Here is a 17,926-nt window from a genome sequence, read left to right on the forward strand (position 1 = left end):
CCTGAACACGGGACATATGTCCATCACCGACCCCCCGCACCCCCAGCGCCCCCACCACACCGTCACCGCGATCGTCGTCTCCCACGACGGTTCCCGCTGGCTGGGGGAGACCCTGGAAGCCCTGCTCAAACAGACCCGCCCGGTGGACCGGGTCGTCGGGGTCGACAACGGCAGCAGGGACGGCAGCGCCGCGCTGCTCACCGCGGCCCTCGGCTCCAGGGCGGTGCTCACCCTGCCGCGCTCGACCGGTTTCGGCGAGGCCGTCGCCGAGGTCCTCGACCGGCTCGGTCCCGGTGGCGGACAGGAGTGGATCTGGCTGCTGCACGACGACTGCGCCCCGGACGTCCACGCCCTGCGGCTCCTGCTGGAGGCCGCGGACGAGGACCCCAAGGCGGCGGTGCTCGGGCCCAAGCTCCGCGACTGGCTCGACCGGCGACTCCTGCTCGAGGTCGGCGTCACCGTCGACCGTACCGGCCGCAGGGACACCGGGCTGGAGGCCCGCGAGTTCGACCAGGGGCAGTACGACGGGACCAGGGACGTGCTCTCGGTCTCCACCGCGGGCATGCTGGTCCGCAGGGACGTCTGGGAGGAGGTCGGCGGGCTCGATCCCGCCCTGCCGCTGTTCCGCGACGACCTCGACCTGTGCTGGCGCGTCAGGAACGCCGGACACCGCGTGCGGAACGTCACGGGGGCGGTCGCCTGGCACGCGGAGGCGGCCACCCGGCGGCGACGCCGCATCACCGCGAGCGGGGACCACCCCCGCCGCCTGGACCGCCGTAACGCGCTCTTCGTCGTCATGGCGAACCTGCCCCTGCGCCCGCTGCTGTGGGCACTGGTACGCAACGCCTTCGGGTCGATCTTCCGTACGGTGCTGTTCCTGGTGGCCAAGCAGCCCGCCAACGCGCTGGACGAGTTTCTCGCGTTCGGCTCGGTGTTCGGTCACCCCATCCGGATGATCAAGGCAAGGCGGGTGCGGGCGAAGGGCCGCAGGCAGGGGTACGCGGCGGTGAGCCGGCTCCTCACCCAGCCGGGCGCCGGTTACCGCCGGCTCGCCGACAGGGCACGGAGCTACCTGGCCGGGGGCGGGTTCGTGGAGTCCGCGGGACGCCACCACGCCATGGCGGCCTCGCCGCACGCGCAGGAGGACGGCGAGGAGCTGCTCACCGACGCCGGGGTGATGCAGCGCGTCTTCGGAAACCCCGGCGTCCTGCTCTTCCTGGCGCTCGTCCTGGTGACGCTGGTCGCCGAGCGCGCGGTGACCGGCGGGGCCAGGCTGGGCGGCGGCGCGCTCGTCCCGGTGATCGGCGGGGCCTCCGACCTGTGGGACCTCTACCGCGCGAGCTACCACCAGGTGGGACTGGGCACCGACGCGTGGGCCCCGCCGTACGTGGCGGTGCTGGCCGTGCTCTCCACGCTGCTGTTCGGCAAGACGTGGCTCGCGGTGTCGCTGCTGCTGCTCGGCTGCGTGCCGCTGGCGGGGATCTCCGCGTACGCGGCCACCCGGTCGATGATCCCCGGCCGCTGGACCAGGGTCTGGCTCGCCTCCTCGTACGCCCTCCTGCCTGTCGCCACCGGCGCGGTCGCCGCGGGACGGCTCGGCACCGCGGTGGTCTTCGTGCTGCTGCCCGTCTACGCGGCGCTCGCCACCGCCGTCCTCACCGCGGAGCGCCGTCGCGCCCGCCGCGCCGCCTGGGGCCTGGGACTTCTCCTCGCCGTCGGCACGGCCTTCGCCCCGCTGGTCTACCCGCTGACCGCGATCCTCGGCGCGCTGGCGGCGCTCGCCTTCCCGCGCAGGGGCGTCGCGGTCTCGATGCTCGTGGCGTTCGCCGTCCCCGTGGCCCTGCTGTTCCCCTGGCTCCTCCAGGTGGTCGCCGATCCCGGGCAGCTGCTGCTGGAGGCCGGGCTGCACCAGCCGGAGCTGGTCGATCCCGCGCTGCCCGCCGGGTCGCTGCTGTTGCTCAGCCCCGGCGGTCCCGGCATGCCGCCGCTCTGGGTGACCGGCGGTCTCCTCGCCGCCTGCCTGCTCGCGCTGCTGATGCGCCGCAACCGGATGGTGATCGCGGTCGGCTGGGGCGTCGCGCTCTTCGGGGTGCTGGTGGCGATCCTGGTCAGCAGGACCACCGTCACCTCGATCAACGGCGACGTCGAGGCCCCCGCGTGGCCGGGGGTGCCGCTCGCCTTCGCCGCCACCGGCATGCTCGTGGTGGCCGCGCTCACCGCCGACAGGATCGTGGAGTTCCGGGCCGCGGGGGGAGTGCGCAGGCTCGCCGCGCTCGGTGTCGTGCTGGTCGCGTTCTCCACGCCGCTGCTCGCGGCGGGCATGTGGATCGTGAAGGGCGTGGACGGCCCGCTCCGAGGGACCGTACGCGACGTCATGCCGGCCCTCGCCGCGAACAACTCCTCGGGCGGCGAGCGGACCCTGCTGCTGCGCTCCTCGACAGGCGGTCTGCTCTTCACCGTGCTGCGCGGGCGCACCCCGGTGGTCGGCGAGGCCGACATCCCCGTCCCCGAAGGGCCCAGGGAGCTGGTCCGGCTCGCCGCGGCGGGGCTGGTGTCCGGCAGGGGCGGTGACGACGCCCGGGTCCTCGCGGCCCACGGCGTGCGGTTCGTCGTGGTGACCGCGCCCGTCGATCCGGAGATCAGCCACGCGCTCGACTCGCAGCCCTCGCTGGCGAGGATGAGCCTGTCCCGCTCGGTCGGCGTGTGGCGGCTCACCCAGCCGATCGCCCTTCCGGTGCCCCCGCCGGGAGACCCCTGGCACGGCCGCTGGCTCTGGGCCCAGGCCGTGCTGGTGCTGGTCGTCCTGGTCCTGGCCGCACCCGGGGCGCGTACCGAGTCCGACGAGCCCGCGCTCCCTCAGAACCTGCCCGAACCTCGCAGAGAGCTGGCCGCCCGGTGAAATCCCTGATCGAGAACCGGTTCAGCCTGCTGGTGCTGGTCCTGGTGGCCCTCCTCGCCCTGTACGGGGTGGCCTACGCCACCCAGCCGCAGGCCGTCGTCGTCACCGCCCCGGGGTTCGAGAAGGTGCCCGTCGCCTCGGTGACGGCCGTCTGCCCGGCGCCCGGAGACACCTCCGTCGGGGTGGTCGTCCCGCCGGGCAGCCGGGAGCCGGGCTCCGCGACGCTCGTCACGGGCGACAAGAGCCTCGCCACCGTCGACGTCCCCGGACGTCTCTGGCACGACGAGGTGCCGGCCTCGTCGCCGCCCCTCGTCGTCGCGGCCACCGGGAGCATGGCCGCCGGTCTGGAGATCTCGCAGACCCGCAGGGAGAAGTCGGGCGAGCAGCGAGGACTGGCGGGGACACGCTGCACGGAGCCGACGGCGAGCACCTGGCTGGTCGGGCCGGGGCCGGCCGCGGCGGACGTCACGCTGTACCTGACCAACGCCGATCTCGCCCCGGCCATCGCGGAGATCATGGTCTACACGGGCGAGGGGCCGGTGTTCGACGACTCGGGCGGCGTGTTCACCCTCAAGCCGGGCCAGAGCCGTTCGATCAAGGTCGTGGACATCGCCCCCTCGGCGCTCGTCGTGGCGATCCAGGTCCGTACCAGCGCGGGGCGGGTCACCGCCGCGGCACGGGCGATCATGAACGACGGGCGGGGCGTGGACTGGCTGCCCGCCTCCGCGCCCCCCGCCACCCGCGTCGTCGTGCCGGGCATTCCCGGCGGCGGCGGGAAACGCGAGCTGATCGTCGCCTCCGCCGAGGAGTTCGACACCCTGGTGGAGGTCAAGGCACTCACCCCCGAAGGGACGTACGCGCTCCAGGGCCGCGAACTCGTCGAGGTGCCCGCGGGTTCCGTGACGAGCCTCGACCTGTCCGGCGGGATCGGCGGCCAGCCGTCCGCGCTGGTGCTCACCTCGGACACCCCGATCGTCGCCGGGCTCGTCGCCACCGGCACCGGTTCGAAGACCGATGTGGCCTTCACGGCGGGGGCGGCCCCCATCGACCTGGGCAGCGTCGTCGCCGACAACCGTACGGGCGGCAAGGTGAGCTCCCGGCTGCTGCTGACCGCGCCGGACACGGCGGGCCTGGTGAGCGTGCAGGTGGTCCCGCGCGAGGGCGAGCCGGGCGAGCCGTTCCAGGTGGAGATCCCCGCCGAGCGGACCAAGCAGGTCGCGCTCACCAAGGTGAAAGGGCCCTTCGCGGTGGTCGTGCAACCGCTGCCCGGGTCGGGACCGGTCTACGGGGGGCGTGTCCTGGAGGAACGGCTCAAGGGCGGGCCCGCGCTGACCGTGCAGCCGCTCGCCCCTGCCCGCCTGTGGGCGCTGGTCCCGCCGATCGCCGAGTCCGCCGCGACCGTCCTGCCCTGAACCGTCCTGCCCTGAACCGTCCTGCCCTGAACCGTCCTGTCCTGAACGGGGTCCTGCGCGGGAAGGCCACGGGACCGTCGTGGTCTCCCGTGTCGTGCCGGGTCGGTCGTGGCCGCCTCGGGACGCGGCGGGGACGGCCCTCTCCGGCGCGGCGGGTCAGTCGTGATCGTCGAAGCCGGGATCGACCGACTCCGGGGAGAGCCCGAACAGGCCCGCGACCTGCTCGACCACCGTCTCGTGCACCATCGCGCCCAGGTGGTCGCGGTCGCGCGCCCTGCTCTCCAGCGGGCGACGGTAGATGATCACAACGGCCGGGCGGCTCCCCGCGGCGGGCTCCGAGCGTCCGAAGGGGATGGGGTCGCCGTTCAGCAGTCCGGGACCGTCGCCCAGCTCGCTGATCGGCGGGACCTCCTCGACCGCGAACTCCACGGCGGACAACTGCTTGGCCCACCGGGGCTTGAGCCGGTCGACGGCGTCCAGGACAAGATCGTCGAACCGCTCGCTGCGGGCCTTGGCGATCGGCACGTGCGAGGGCGCCAGCGGGCCGCGCAGGCCGCGACCATGCCTGTCGCGCCTGCGGGGAGGGCGGGGTCTGCCGGGTGCCGGGCTCACGGCCCCAGCTTAGACGTGACGCGGACAAGGGCGGGAGGTGCCGTGACCGGAGTGCGGGTGGACGGAAGGGGTGACGGTGGGGGCGCGGGTGACGGGGGATGCCGAGGAGAGGCGCGCGGACGACAGGAGTGATGTGGCGGAGCGGCAGGGGGAGGGCGCGGGAGGGAGGGGACGTGCGGGAGATCCTGTCGTTCGCGTCAGGCGCACGGCGGTGAGACGAGAACCCCGTCGGGGGAACGCCGCCCGCGGCGGCTCGTTGGTCCTCCCGGAGAAACACCGAGAATCGGCGAACGGTTGTAAGCCGTACAGGCAGGTGGAACCCGGGACACGTGTCCGAATTGTGGCGACACGCTCGTTAAGAGCGCTCAGATAGTGGCGCCTCGGACGCTTACCGGATACGGTCCCACCGTGAGCCCCGTCCGCCGCTGTTCCCGCACCGCGTGCAGTCAGCCTGCCGTTTTCACGCTCACGTACGTCTACGCCGATTCGACCGCTGTTCTCGGACCCTTGGCGACGTACGCCGAGCCGCACTGTTACGACCTGTGTGCCGAGCACGCCGAGCGGCTCACCGCCCCCCGAGGCTGGGAGGTGGTGCGCCTGCCGACCGATGGCGCGCCGCCGAGCACGGACGACCTGGAGGCCCTCGCGAACGCGGTCCGCGAGGCGGCCAGGCCCACGCCTAACGGCGGCACCGAGCCGGTCGGCCAGGGGGTCGAGGTCGGCCGCCGAGGTCACCTGCGAGTGCTTCGCTCCGCACAGCCCCAGCGCGACCGCTGACCCTACTAGGCTGGGGCACGAGACACGACGCAAGGGGTGGAGCTGGAGTGGGCGACCTCGCCAAGATCTTCAAGGCGTACGACGTCCGTGGCGTCGTGCCGGACGAGCTCGACGAGGAGACCGCGGAGGCGGTCGGCGCGGCCTTCGTGGAGGTGACCGGGGCGAAGACCGCCGTGGTGGCGTACGACATGCGCGAGTCGTCGGTGCCGCTGGCCGCGGCCTTCACCCGGGGGGCGACCTCGCGGGGGGCCGATGTGATCAACGCGGGCCTGGGCTCCACGGACCTGCTCTACTACGCGAGTGGCAGCCTCGGCCTGCCCGGGGTGATGTTCACCGCGAGCCACAACCCGGCCCGCTACAACGGCATGAAGATGTGCAGGGCGGGCGCCGTGCCGATCGGTGGCGCCACCGGGCTCGTCGAGATCCGCGAGCGGGCCGCCGCGATCCTGGCCTCGGGCACCCTCGGCGGCGAGGGGGGCGGGAAGGTCTCAGAGCGCGATCTGCTGCGCGGCTACGCCGACCACCTGCGCACCCTGGTCGACCTGTCGGGCATCCGGCCGCTGCGGGTGGTGGTCGACGCGGGCAACGGGATGGGCGGGCACACGGTCCCGACGGTGTTCGAGGGGCTGCCCGTCGAGCTGACGTCCCTCTACTTCGAGCTCGACGGCACCTTCCCCAACCACGAGGCGAACCCCATCGAGCCCGACAACCTGCGCGACCTGCAGAAGGCCGTGCTCGACGTGGGCGCCGACATCGGGCTCGCCTTCGACGGGGACGCCGACCGCTGCTGGGTCGTCGACGAGCGCGGCGAGTCCGTCTCCCCGTCGACGATCACCGCGCTGGTCGCGGTCCGCGAGCTGGGCAGGCACCCCGGGGCCGCGATCATCCACAACCTGATCACCTCCAGGGGTGTTCCGGAGATCGTCGCCGAGCACGGCGGCCGTCCGGTCCGCACCCGCGTGGGTCACTCGTTCATCAAGGCCGAGATGGCCGCGACCGGCGCGGTCTTCGGCGGCGAGCACTCCGCCCACTACTACTTCAGGGACTTCTGGTTCGCCGACTCCGGCATGCTGGCCGCGCTGCACGTGCTGGCCGCGCTGGGCGAGCAGGAGAAACCTCTCTCGGAGATCCTCGCCGAATACACTCGGTACGCGGCCTCCGAGGAGATCAACAGCACGGTCGCCGACCAGGATGCGGCGACGAAGCGGGTCCGCGAGATCTTCGCCGCCCGTGCAGGCGTCACCTTCGACGAGCTGGACGGCCTGACCGTCTCCGGCCCCGGATGGTGGTTCAACCTCCGTCCTTCCAACACAGAGCCGCTGCTCAGGCTGAACGCCGAGGCGGCCGACGAGATTCAGATGGCAGCGATCAGGGACGAGGTCCTTGCTGTCGTGAGGAGCTGAACGAGTGAAGATCGACGACTGGCTGCTGGAGATCCTTGCCTGCCCCAACTGCAAGTCCCCCCTGAGGGCCGATCCCAAGGTGGACGAGCTGTCCTGCACCTCCGCCTCGTGCGGCCTGGTCTATCCGGTACGGGACGACATCCCGGTCCTGCTGGTCGACGAGGCCCGGAAGTCGTGAACTGGGAGCCCGATCGGCTCGACGACCAGAAATGGCTGATCGAGGGCGACCCGGCGGGCATGTTACGGGCGGTGGCCGACTCGGCCGCGCAGGTCCGCACCTCCCGCAGGGCCGCCCTGGAGTCGGGCCTGTCCTCGCTCGCCGAGGACGGCAGGCCCCGGGCGGTCGTGGTCGCCGGTATGGGCCCCTCGGGCATCGCCGGTGACATCCTCGACGTGGTGTGCGGCCACGGCGCCCCGCTGCCGATCCTGACCGTCAGGTCCTACCGGCTGCCCGGCTGGATCGGCGCGACCGACCTGGTGATCGCGGTGTCGCGTTCCGGCAGGACCGAGGAGACGCTCGCGGTCGCCGCCGAGGCCGTACGCAGAGGCTGCCGCCTGCTCGCCGTCGGCGGGCCCGACTCGCCGCTGCACGCGATCGCCAGGCAGGCGGGAGCGCCGTTCGTGCCCGTCGCGGGCGGCGGGCAGGCGCGCGCCGCGGTGTGGGCGACGTCGGTCCCGCTGATCGTCGCCGCCGCCCGGCTCGGCCTGGCCGAAGCCGGGGAGGAGGTGTTCGAGGAGGTGGCCACGCGCCTTGAGGACCTCGCCCACCGCTGCCGCCCGGCGAGCGAGTCGTTCATCAATCCCGGCAAGTCGCTCGCGATGGAGTTCGCCGAGACCGTGCCGATGATCTGGGGATCCTCCCCGCTGGCCGCCGTCGCGGCCCGCCGGTGGGCCGGTGCGCTCAATACGAACGGTAAGTACCCGGCGATGTACGGCGAACTGCCCGGGGCCGGTCACGACCAGGTGGCCGTCCTCGACGGCCCGCTCGCCCAGCGGGACATCTTCGCCGACGAGAGCGGCAGATCGCTCCGGCTGTTCGTGCTCCGCGACGTGGAGGAGCACCCCCGGGTCGTACGGCAGCGGGAGGCGTCGGTGCGGCTGGCGGAGGATCGCGGCGTCCCGGTCACGCAGATCGCCGCGGAGGGGACGCATCCGCTGGAGCGGCTCGCGACACTGATCGCGCTTGGAGATTTCGCGAGTACGTACCTCGCGCTCGGGTACGGGATCGACCCGGCAACTGTGTCGGCCATCACAGGACTCAAGGCCAGGGTTTCGCAATAGGATCCCTTGTCTTGTCTTTCCCTACCAACCAGCTGAGTGGAGGCTGCCGTGAGCGCGGGCGGCGGTACTAAGGCAATCATCGCGGCGTTGGCGGCCAACCTGGCGATCGCCGTGGCCAAATTCGTGGCGTTTCTCTTCACGGGCTCGTCATCGATGATCGCCGAGTCGGTTCACTCGGTGGCCGACTCGGGCAACCAGGCGCTGCTGCTCCTGGGCGGCAAGCGCGCGCAGCGGGCGCGTACGCCCCAGCATCCCTTCGGATACGGCAGGGAGCGTTACTTCTACGCGTTCGTGGTGGCGGTGGTGCTGTTCACCATCGGCGCGGTGTTCTCGCTCTACGAGGGCTGGCACAAGATCCACGCCCCCGAGGAGCTCACGTCGCCCCAGTGGGCCTTCGGCGTGCTGATCTTCGCGATCATCGCCGAGGGGTTCTCGTTCAGGACGGCGATCATCGAGTCCAACCACGTCCGTGGAAAGCAGTCGTGGGTGCAGTTCATCCGCCGCTCCAAGTCGCCCGAGCTGCCGGTCATCGTGCTGGAGGACCTGGGCGCGCTGCTCGGCCTGATCTTCGCGCTCTTCGGCGTGACGATGGCCGTGGTGACCGGCAACCCCGTCTGGGACGGCATCGGCACCATGATGATCGGCGCCCTGCTCGCGGTGATCGCGGTGATCCTGGCGATCGAGACCAAGTCGCTGCTGATCGGCGAGAGCGCGGGGCCCGAGGTCGAGACCCGCATCGCGGACGCCCTGGAGAGCGCGCCCGAGGTGACCCGGGTCATCCACATGCGCACGCTCCACCTGGGGCCCGAGGAGATCCTGGTCGCCGCCAAGATCGCGGTGGACCACGACGACACGGCCGCCGAGGTGGCCCGCGGCATCGACGAGGCCGAGCAGCGCATCCGCGCCGCCGTTCCCGAGGCGCGCGTCATCTATCTGGAGCCCGATCTCGACAGGGCCGGCGTCGCCGACCGCGTCTGAGTCCCACCGGACGGTCCGGGGCCGTGACAGGCTCCGGACCCGTGGGAGTCGTCCGGGATTCGCGGTGTCACCGCTGGGTGCGGCGCTGGAGCAGGCGCAGCGCCTTCTCCTTCTCGAAGTCCAGTGCCCTGCGAGGTGCCTGCAGGCGGCCGATCCGCAGCCCCAGGTCCCGTACGGCCTGTGCGACCGCGGGTTCGCTCAGTGTGCGCAGTGCGAAGGCGAGCTCGGCGGGGGAGACGTCGAACCGCTTCTCCAGCTCGACGCTCTGGGCGACGGCCGAGAGCTCCTCCGGGCCGAACCGCCGGTGCGCGCCCCGGTCCCTGATCGGGGGCAGCAGTCCGAGTGCCTCGCGGTAGCGGAGCATCCGGGGGGACATGCCCAGCTTTCTGGCGGCCTCGGTGATCCGCATGGTGCCCTCTTTCCGGTGATTTCCCAGAAAAGCTTACATTCTTGTGTCAGGTTACCCGCTCAGAGGGTGCGCGGAGCCGTTCCGGCCGCCTAAACTCCCAGACATCGACTGTTCCGATGGAACGGCGGGCCCGGCCCCAGAGCGAAGCACGATCGCGAGACGAGCGCGACGGGCGAGGGTGTGAGGCGAACGCCGCCCATCAACCAGAGGGGTAACCACATGGACTTCAAGGTCGCCGACCTTTCTCTCGCGGCCTTCGGCCGCCGGGAGATCCAGCTCGCCGAGCACGAGATGCCGGGCCTGATGGCCATCCGCAAGGAATACGCCGCGGCCCAGCCGCTGGCCGGTGCGAAGATCATGGGCTCGCTGCACATGACCATCCAGACCGCCGTGCTCATCGAGACCCTGGTCGCGCTCGGCGCCGAGGTCCGCTGGGTGAGCTGCAACATCTTCTCCACCCAGGACCACGCCGCCGCCGCCGTGGTCGTCGGTCCCGAGGGCACCGTGGAGAACCCGCGGGGCGTCCCGGTCTTCGCCTGGAAGGGCGAGACCCTGGAGGAGTACTGGTGGTGCACCGAGCAGGCTCTGACGTGGCCCGGTGACGACGGCCCCAACATGATCCTCGACGACGGTGGCGACGCCACCCTGCTCGTCCACAGGGGGGCCGAGTACGAGAAGGCCGGTGCCGTCCCCAGCGCCGACGAGAACGACCCCGAGGAGTGGAGCGTCATCCTCGACCTGCTCCGCCGCACGGTCACCGACGAGAAGCGCTGGACCAAGGTCGCCTCGCGCATCAAGGGCGTCACCGAGGAGACCACCACCGGTGTGCACCGCCTGTACGAGATGTTCAGGAACGGCACGCTGCTCTTCCCGGCGATCAACGTCAACGACTCGGTGACCAAGTCCAAGTTCGACAACAAGTACGGCTGCCGCCACTCGGTGATCGACGGCCTCAACCGCGCCACCGACGTGCTGATCGGCGGCAAGGTGGCGGTCGTCGCCGGATACGGCGACGTCGGCAAGGGCTGCGCCGACGCGCTCAAGGGCCAGGGCGCCCGCGTCATCATCACCGAGATCGACCCGATCTGCGCGCTGCAGGCCGCGATGGACGGCTTCCAGGTCACCACCCTGGAGGAGGTCGTCGGCATCGCCGACATCTTCGTCACGACGACCGGTAACTTCGACATCATCACGGCCGACCACATGGCCCGGATGAAGCACAACGCGATCGTGTCCAACATCGGTCACTTCGACAACGAGATCGACATGACCGGCCTGGCCCGGATCCCCGGCATCGAGAAGACCGAGGTCAAGCCGCAGGTCCACACCTGGCGCTTCCCCGACGGCAAGCAGATCATCGTGCTCGCCGAGGGCCGTCTGATGAACCTGGGCTGCGCCACCGGCCACCCCTCGTTCGTCATGTCCAACTCCTTCACCAACCAGGTGATCGCGCAGATCGAGCTGTTCACCAAGACGGACGACTACCCGGTCGGCGTCTACGTGCTGCCCAAGCACCTGGACGAGAAGGTCGCGCGCCTCCACCTCGACGCCCTGGGCGTGAAGCTCACCACGCTCACCAAGGCCCAGGCCGAATACATCGGCGTGGACGTCGAGGGCCCCTACAAGTCCGACCACTACCGTTACTGACACCCACGGTCGAGTTTCGCCGGGCCCCCGCCGCTTCGCGGGGGCCTTCCGGCGATTTCGGGGTTCGGGTAGATATGGGGAGAGATGTGGACAGCGCTGAGCGCGCCCTGGGGGCCGCGGGGGAGCTGAGGATCGGGTGGGCGGCGCGGGCGATGCCCGTGCTCACCGCCCTTGGCGAGCGGTTCGCCGCGGAGCGGCCCTTCGACGGGCTGCGGATCGCCGCGTGCCTGCACGTCACCGCCGAGACCGCCGTGCTCATGGGCACCCTCAAGGCGGGCGGGGCCGAGATCGCGCTGGCCGCGTCGAACCCCCTGTCCACCCAGGACGACGTCGCCGAGGCGCTCCGTGACTACGGCGTCGTCGTGCACGCGCGGGCCGGGGTGACCATGGACGCCTACTACCGCCACATCCACCAGGCGCTCGACATCGTGCCGGACATCGTCCTGGACGACGGCTGTGACCTCGTCAACATCCTGCACACCGAGCGGACCGAGCTGCTGGAGACGGTCTCCGGGGGGTGTGAGGAGACCACCACCGGGATCATCAGGCTCCGGCGGATGGCCGCGGAGAAGGCGCTCAGGTTTCCCGTGGTGGCGGTCAACGACACGCGGACCAAGCGAATGTTCGACAACCGCTACGGCACCGGTCAGTCGACCATCGACGGGATCATGCGCGCCACGAACACCCTGCTCGCGGGCAAGACCGTGGTGGTCGCCGGATTCGGCTACTGCGGCCGGGGCGTCGCCGAGCGGGCGAGGGGCCTGGGGGCGCGGGTCGTGGTGACCGAGATCGACCCGGTCAAGGCGCTGGACGCCTTACTGCAGGGCTACGACGTACGGTCGATGGCGGCCGCGGCCCGGGCCGGGGACGTGTTCGTCACGGTCACCGGCAACCGCGACGTGATCAGGGGTGAGCACCTGGCGGAGATGAAGGACGGGGCGATCCTGGCCAACGCCGGGCACTTCGACGTCGAGATCGACGTCCGCGCCCTGGACGACCTGGCGCACGCCGTCCACCGGGGGGTCCGCCCCAACACCGACGAGTACGTGCTCGCCGACGGCCGCAGGCTCCTGTTGCTCGCCGAAGGCCGCCTGGTGAACCTCACCGCCGCCGAAGGGCATCCCGCCGCCGTCATGGACATGTCCTTCTCCGCGCAGGTGCTCTCGGTGGCGTGGCTGGTCCGCGAGCGGGCGCGGCTGGAGCCGGGGGTCTACGACGTGCCGGGAGAGGTCGACGTGGAGGTGGCGCGGCTCAAGCTGGCCGCGGCCGGGATCGAGATGGACGATCTCACCGTTGACCAGGAGGAATACCTCCACTCCTGGCGGCTCGGTTCCTGACCTCCTTTCCCTCGGTCACAGACGGGATACGCCGCGCACGCGGCCTCGGGCCGGGGAGAACCCCCTGCCACGACGCTGTCACGATGTCACGATGACTTCTCCGGCTTGTTGCCGTACTGGGCGATCAGTTCGCTCGCCTCGCGCAGGATCGCGGCCTGCTGCTCGCGGCGCTTGCGGCGCCGGGAAAGCAGCGTCCGGGCGACGAGGAAGGCGAGAACGAGGAGGACGAGGAAGACGAGCTGCGGCCACGGCAACGCCCAGAGCGAGGTGTCGACCGTGGTCTGCTGGGCGGCGACGCCCTGGATCGACTCACCCACGACCGTGGGGGTCGCCACGACCTGCGAGGTGATCGGTCCCAGCGGCCAGACGCCGGTCACCTGTACGGTGAACTCGCGCCTGCCGCCCGGCATGACCTCCCTGGTCTTGGCGTCGGAGGTGTCCTTCCATCCGCTTTCGCCGACGAATCCGGACGTCTGGACATTCGTGTCCGCGGCCACCCGGACATTGCCTTCGTTGGTGACGGTGTAGGTCATGTCGATGGACCCCGAGGAGAACGGGTTCCACGATCCCTTGTACTCGGCCCGCAGGCCGGTCACGGCGACCTTGGCCACGTAGTCGCCGGTCACCCGGAGGTTCATCCGGACCCCCACCCGGTTCTGGACCCTGACCTGGCCGGAGATCGTGTCCACGGACGCCGTGACCCCCGCGGGGTGATCACCCGGCGTCGCGTTCTTCGGCACCGAGACCTTGACCGGCACGACGGCGGTGCCACCGGCGGGAATCGTCACCCGCTCGGGAATCTTGATCCATGCCCCGCCGTCGGTCGGCGTGGCGTCCGAGGGCCGCATGTCGAACAGTCCCTTGGCGGTCAGGTAGCCGTCGTTGGCGTCGATCGCGAAGGCGACCTCCTTGGTGGAGCGATTGGTGACCGCGATGTGCTCGGTCACCTCCTGCCCACCGGCGAGCTCGATGTCGATGGCGCTGCGGCCGTCGGGGCCCTTGGCGTCGGCCGGCGCGACCGACCAGGTGATGTCCCCCGGGCCCGCGGCGGCGGCCGGGAGGGCGTATCCCGTCAAGGTGGTCGCGCCGACAGCGCAGAGGGCGGAGAAGAGGGCGAGTGCCCTCCGCGAACTGCTCGTGAACAACGGTGGTATCTCCTGTTTCATGGTGAACATCCGGGACGTGTGGGTTAGGTTCGCACACGTCCCGGACACGCACAGCGGGGGGTGGCGTTCTGCCCCGCGATTGGTTCAGGACCGGTTGAACAAGATGGCGTTCACTGGTCGGCGTCGGGATCGGGTCAGCCGCAGCTGAGCGTGTTGTAGGTGGTGTCGTAGGTGGAGGTGGCCGGCTGGCCGTTGATGGTCGCGGCGCCCGTGACGGTCACGGTACCGGCGGCGAGTTGCCCGGTCCGGGTGTTGAAGGACTGGTAGGCCTGCTTGCCCGGGGCGACGTCGGCGACGGTCCTGGAGCCGTAGGGGGTCGACAGGGTGATGGTGGCGGGTGCGGTTCCGTTGTTGACGGCCGTGACCGCCAGGTGCGCCGTCGTACCCACGCAACGGGACTCCGCCGTCACGGTGAGCGGGAGCGTCGGGGCGACCGGCACCTCGACGGCCTTGATCTCCTCGACGTTCCCGGCCTTGTCGACGGCGCGGTACCGCACCTCGTGCTGCCCCTGCCCCGAGACGATGACCGTCCCGGTGTACGTCGTCCAGGCGCCGCCGTCCAGGGAGTACTCGATCTTCTCCACGCCGGACGTCTCGTCCGTCGCGGAGAGGGTGACCGGCACACCGCCGTTGTCCTGCGAGCCGACCGTCGAGGTCGTCGTCGGCGCCGTCGCGTCGATCTTGACGGTGAGCGTCATGGTCGCCTCGACGTTGCCCCCCTTGTCGACGGAGCGGTAGGCCAGCGTGTGCGAGCCGTCGCCGGTGATGGCGACCGGCGCGGTGTACGTGGTCCAGGCGCCGCCGTCGAGCTGGTACTCGGTACGGTCGACCTGCTTCCCGTCCTTCCCGGGGGTCGCGGACAGCGTCACCGACACCGGACCGGTGAACCAGCCCCCGGCCGGCTGGGCCGGGGCGACCGTCGCGGTCGTCACCGGCGCCTTGTTGGTGACCTTCACGGTCTGCTTGCCGTAGTTCGCGCCGTTGCCTTCCGGCTTGTAGTTCCTCTCGACGTTGTCGGCGATGTCGACGGAGAACCAGGACACCTCGGTGGTCTTGTCGACCGTGATCTTCTGGGCCGCCTCACGCATGCCCGCCGCCCGCAGTTTGAGCGAGTCGAACGTCGGCCGCGTGCCGTCCAGCGTGTAGTACACGTTGGCTGGCTCGTTCACCTCGAAGGTGAACGTGGTGGAGCCTTCGGTCCTATCGGTGATCTTCAGGCTGGAGGTGGGGCGCTTCTGGTCCTCGGCGAAGGCACGGGCGACCTCCAGGATGGCGATCTGACCGTTGGCGAACTCCATCGCCTCCTGGTGCCCCTCGCTGAAGGGCGGCTGGAAACCGACCGCGGTGAAGCGCTGGGTGGCCGGGTCGTAGATGTCCGCGCCGACCTCGAAGTCCCAGCCGATGATGCCCCGGTTGTACCAGTGCTCGTCGGCGCTGTTGCCGGCCGCCGAGTAGAGGACGTCGGTGACGGGACCGGTGCGGCCCGGCCAGATCGCCGTGCCGCGGTGGGTCTGCACCGCGGACAGGATGTGGTCGGAAGCGGACCAGAAGTAGTTCTCGGTACCGAAGTCGACCCGCGGCAGCACCTCGCGTCCGGCGGTCTTGTAGGCACCGGGAGGCCACATGAAGTAGCCGCCGTAGGAGTGCGTGTTCATCGCGAACTTGATGTTCGGGTACTCGTTGGTGAGCCACACCTCGTTGCGGGCCTCCGGCTCCGAGAGCTTGGCGGGGCCGGCGTAGGTGTCGCTGGTGCAGGTCGCCGAGGCGCCGTTGTATCCGTCGGAGAAGGCGCCGACCGAGAAGTTGCGGTTCAGGTCCACCCCCCAGGAGTTGCGGCGCGCGGGGTCGGACGCGTTGTCGGCGCAGTGGTTGGTCATGTTCCTGCGCTGCATGTTGTAGTCGTACATCGAGTAGTGCGAACCGTCGGGGTTGGTGGTCGGCAGCACGAAGATGTCGAGGTCGTCCACGAGCTTCTTGGTCTCTCTGTCCTGCGCGTAGTTGCGCAGCAGTCGCTCGGCGGCCTCCAGACAGGTGATCGGGGTGACCCACTCACGAGCGTGCTCCTGGCAGTAGAGGAACACGCCGGTCTTGGAACGGTCCCGCTGCTTGCCGATGCGAAGGACCTTCATCTGGAACGGGTCGCGTGACACGCTCGTCGGCGCCGTGAGGAAGTCGGTGAGCCGTACGGCCGCCGCGGCGGCGACCACGCCCGCGCCCGCGTTGCCGCGGTAGGTGTTCGCCGTCACCAGAGCGGATGCCGCCGAGTTGGCGTTGACGGCGTCCACCACCTGCTTGGCGGTGCTGGTGATCGTGCCGGAGGCGTCCGTGGCCAGGTTGACCACGATGTCCTTGCCGTTGACCGTGACCGAGAGCGGGGAGTTCGCGGTGTTCGGGTTGACGAGCGCCGCGGTGATGTCGTTGCCGCCCTCGCTGCCGTAGCTCTTGGAGTTCAGGTAGACGATGGAGGCCGTGGCCGTGCCGAACTGCGCCTGGGCGGACCGGCGGTAGCCGTTCGTCTTGTACGGCAGATCGACGATCTCCGAGATCTTCGGGAACTCGGCGGCGAGACCGACGATCCGATCGGTGATCTCGGTCGGGTCCATGTAGCGGTCGACGAAGTCGGAGACGTAGTGCGGCTTCGGTGCCTTGCGCGTGGCCCCCAGCCACTTGGTCACCTTCGCCGTCACCGAACCGCCGCGGTTGCTGGTGACCGTGACCTGGGACGGCTCCTTGTCGATCGCGAGCGGCGAGGTGAACCGGTGGTACATGTACTGGCCGGCGTCGGTGAAGCGGGACATCGTCGCCGTGCCGCCCGAGTCGGGGGCGGTGTTCTTGCCGCTGTCCCAGGTGGTGGTGAGGACGGTCTGCGCGTCGGTCGCGCTCGACTTCACCTCGACCGACAGGAAGCGCTGGTTGTCCACACTGGTGAACCACTCCGCGCGCAGGACCGTGAGAGTGTCCTCCGCGGCCTCGGCCGCGGTGCTCTTGGCGAGAGCCTTGGACCGCTCGACCTTGTTGGCGGCGAAGTCGCTCTCGTCGGAGATGACGCCGCGAAGATCGAAGCCCTGGTCCCTGAGGCTGTCGGCCTCCTCGGGGCTGAGGACGGCGTGCACCTCGATGCCGTCGTCCAGAGGCTTCTTGTATTCGGCCAGGTCCACCCCCATGTCGGTCAGCCGGTCCACATCGGACTGGTCGGGCACGACGATCCTGATCAGGGCGACGCCGTTCTGCTCGGTGGCGGGCAGCCGATCAGGAGCGACGTCGCTCACCGGCGGGCCCGGATCGGCGAGCACCGGGAGCGAGCTGACAGTGATCGCTATGGGTAGTGCGAGTAAGACGAGGGAACGTCGAACTCGTCTGCTGTAGGCAGCGCCTCTCACTGATCCTCCATCTGGCGTGCTGCCAGGTAGGGGGTCGGCCTGGCGGGGCGCACGCAAGTCGAAGGCAGTCTTTTGCAACGTTCCGTTTTTCGTCAAGCGGTCATATAGCCCGAATTTGGACTTTTAGATAACGGTATGGTTTCTAAGGATTTTTCGGTATATAGCGCCCTAAGGCCGTGTCGATGGTGCCGCACGAACCCCCGTGGACATGGGGGATCGAACGGTGCCCCTGGCCGGTGACCCCGGCTGGTGACTGTGGAGCGCACCCGGGGTGCGGACGGTCAGGTGTCAGGGAAGGCGGTGGCGCCGGTGGAACCGGGGGGTTCCACCGGCGCCGAGTCGTGACACGCCCGTCCAGCGGTGTCGTACCCGCCGGAAGGAAGGGCGGCGGGTATCGCGTCGGTCGTCGTCGGTCGTCATGTGACGGTGTGCCGGCGGGTGTGGGAGCAGGTGCCGGATTCCCCTCTCATGACTCGTCACGACAGTGGACGTGATCTTGTCGCGGCGGGCGGAAACGTCTACCCGTTGGCTCAGGACTGGTTGAACAGCGAGAGCGTGAGGGTGGAGTTGTACTCGCCGGCGGTGACGTCGACGGGGGTGCGCAGGGCGAGGTCGGCGTTGACCT

General features: G+C 70.3%; 13 protein-coding genes. 9 read left to right on the forward strand and 4 right to left on the reverse strand.

Going from position 1 to position 17,926, the window contains the following annotated elements; translation table 11 throughout:
- Nucleotides 1-16 precede the first annotated feature (16 nt).
- Together AB0B96_RS04340 and AB0B96_RS04345 are read left to right on the forward strand one after the other, a co-directional pair.
- Nucleotides 17-2,899: a glycosyltransferase family 2 protein gene (locus tag AB0B96_RS04340; RefSeq protein WP_362896400.1), complete on the forward strand. Its 2,883-nt coding sequence runs from the start codon at nucleotides 17-19 to the stop codon at nucleotides 2,897-2,899.
- Nucleotides 2,896-4,311, forward strand: a complete 1,416-nt coding sequence (locus AB0B96_RS04345) for a DUF5719 family protein (RefSeq protein WP_350946474.1) — start codon at nucleotides 2,896-2,898, stop codon at nucleotides 4,309-4,311. The genes AB0B96_RS04340 and AB0B96_RS04345 overlap by 4 nt, the downstream gene beginning before the upstream one ends.
- A 156-nt stretch (nucleotides 4,312-4,467) precedes the next feature.
- On the opposite strand, the gene AB0B96_RS04350 is transcribed toward AB0B96_RS04345, so the two are convergent.
- Nucleotides 4,468-4,923, reverse strand: coding sequence for a metallopeptidase family protein (locus AB0B96_RS04350; protein ID WP_350946475.1), 456 nt, complete (start codon nucleotides 4,921-4,923; stop codon nucleotides 4,468-4,470).
- 408 nt (nucleotides 4,924-5,331) lie between these two features.
- On the opposite strand from AB0B96_RS04350, the gene AB0B96_RS04355 reads away from it, so the two are divergent.
- Genes AB0B96_RS04355 through AB0B96_RS04375 form a run of 5 tightly spaced genes read left to right on the forward strand, consistent with a single transcriptional unit; the run spans nucleotide 5,332 to nucleotide 9,362 of the window.
- Nucleotides 5,332-5,700 carry a DUF3499 domain-containing protein gene (locus AB0B96_RS04355; protein WP_362896402.1) on the forward strand — a complete coding sequence of 123 codons (369 nt, stop codon included), beginning with the start codon at nucleotides 5,332-5,334 and terminating at the stop codon, nucleotides 5,698-5,700.
- Between the two features lie 47 nt (nucleotides 5,701-5,747).
- Nucleotides 5,748-7,103, forward strand: a complete 1,356-nt coding sequence (locus tag AB0B96_RS04360) for a phosphomannomutase/phosphoglucomutase (protein ID WP_362896404.1) — start codon at nucleotides 5,748-5,750, stop codon at nucleotides 7,101-7,103.
- A 4-nt stretch (nucleotides 7,104-7,107) separates the two neighbouring features.
- On the forward strand, nucleotides 7,108-7,281 hold the full coding sequence (locus AB0B96_RS04365) for a Trm112 family protein (RefSeq protein WP_350946478.1): 174 nt from the start codon (nucleotides 7,108-7,110) through the stop codon (nucleotides 7,279-7,281).
- A complete protein-coding gene (locus AB0B96_RS04370; protein WP_362896406.1) occupies nucleotides 7,278-8,384 on the forward strand; it encodes an SIS domain-containing protein in 1,107 nt (368 codons plus the stop codon). Before AB0B96_RS04365 ends, AB0B96_RS04370 begins: the two co-directional genes overlap by 4 nt.
- 48 nt (nucleotides 8,385-8,432) lie before the next feature.
- Complete coding sequence (locus tag AB0B96_RS04375; protein ID WP_362896429.1) at nucleotides 8,433-9,362, forward strand: cation diffusion facilitator family transporter; 930 nt, start codon at nucleotides 8,433-8,435, stop codon at nucleotides 9,360-9,362.
- 67 nt (nucleotides 9,363-9,429) lie between these two features.
- Here the strand turns inward: AB0B96_RS04375 and AB0B96_RS04380 are convergent, their stop codons facing one another.
- Entirely contained in the window at nucleotides 9,430-9,771 is a 342-nt protein-coding gene (locus tag AB0B96_RS04380) for a MerR family transcriptional regulator (RefSeq protein WP_350946480.1), read from the reverse strand.
- A gap of 219 nt (nucleotides 9,772-9,990) precedes the next feature.
- On the opposite strand from AB0B96_RS04380, the gene ahcY reads away from it, so the two are divergent.
- Both ahcY and AB0B96_RS04390 read left to right on the forward strand, forming a co-directional pair.
- Nucleotides 9,991-11,418 carry an adenosylhomocysteinase gene (ahcY, locus tag AB0B96_RS04385; RefSeq protein WP_362896408.1) on the forward strand — a complete coding sequence of 476 codons (1,428 nt, stop codon included), beginning with the start codon at nucleotides 9,991-9,993 and terminating at the stop codon, nucleotides 11,416-11,418.
- Nucleotides 11,419-11,492: 74 nt separating this feature from the next.
- The gene (locus AB0B96_RS04390) at nucleotides 11,493-12,755 is read left to right on the forward strand and encodes an adenosylhomocysteinase (RefSeq protein ID WP_362896410.1); all 1,263 of its coding nucleotides are present in this window, start codon (nucleotides 11,493-11,495) and stop codon (nucleotides 12,753-12,755) included.
- Nucleotides 12,756-12,841: 86 nt separating this feature from the next.
- Here AB0B96_RS04390 and AB0B96_RS04395 read toward each other — a convergent pair whose 3' ends face one another.
- Both AB0B96_RS04395 and AB0B96_RS04400 read right to left on the reverse strand, forming a co-directional pair.
- Entirely contained in the window at nucleotides 12,842-13,900 is a 1,059-nt protein-coding gene (locus AB0B96_RS04395; protein WP_350946483.1) for a DUF916 domain-containing protein, read from the reverse strand.
- A 155-nt stretch (nucleotides 13,901-14,055) separates the two neighbouring features.
- The gene (locus tag AB0B96_RS04400) at nucleotides 14,056-17,214 is read right to left on the reverse strand and encodes a M14 family zinc carboxypeptidase (protein ID WP_362896412.1); all 3,159 of its coding nucleotides are present in this window, start codon (nucleotides 17,212-17,214) and stop codon (nucleotides 14,056-14,058) included.
- Between the last annotated feature and the right edge of the window lie 712 nt (nucleotides 17,215-17,926).

It is taken from the genome of Streptosporangium sp. NPDC049046 (assembly GCF_040649155.1).
Classification (GTDB): Bacteria; Actinomycetota; Actinomycetes; order Streptosporangiales; family Streptosporangiaceae; genus Streptosporangium.

Bases quoted from the DNA above. Each gene is read 5' to 3' on its own strand.
- ahcY (WP_362896408.1), top strand. From the start codon at position 9,991: ATGGACTTCAAGGTCGCCGACCTTTCTCTCGCGGCCTTCGGCCGCCGG.
- AB0B96_RS04340 (WP_362896400.1), top strand. From the start codon at position 17: ATGTCCATCACCGACCCCCCGCACCCCCAGCGCCCCCACCACACCGTC.
- AB0B96_RS04380 (WP_350946480.1), bottom strand. From the start codon at position 9,771: ATGCGGATCACCGAGGCCGCCAGAAAGCTGGGCATGTCCCCCCGGATG.
- AB0B96_RS04390 (WP_362896410.1), top strand. From the start codon at position 11,493: ATGGGGAGAGATGTGGACAGCGCTGAGCGCGCCCTGGGGGCCGCGGGG.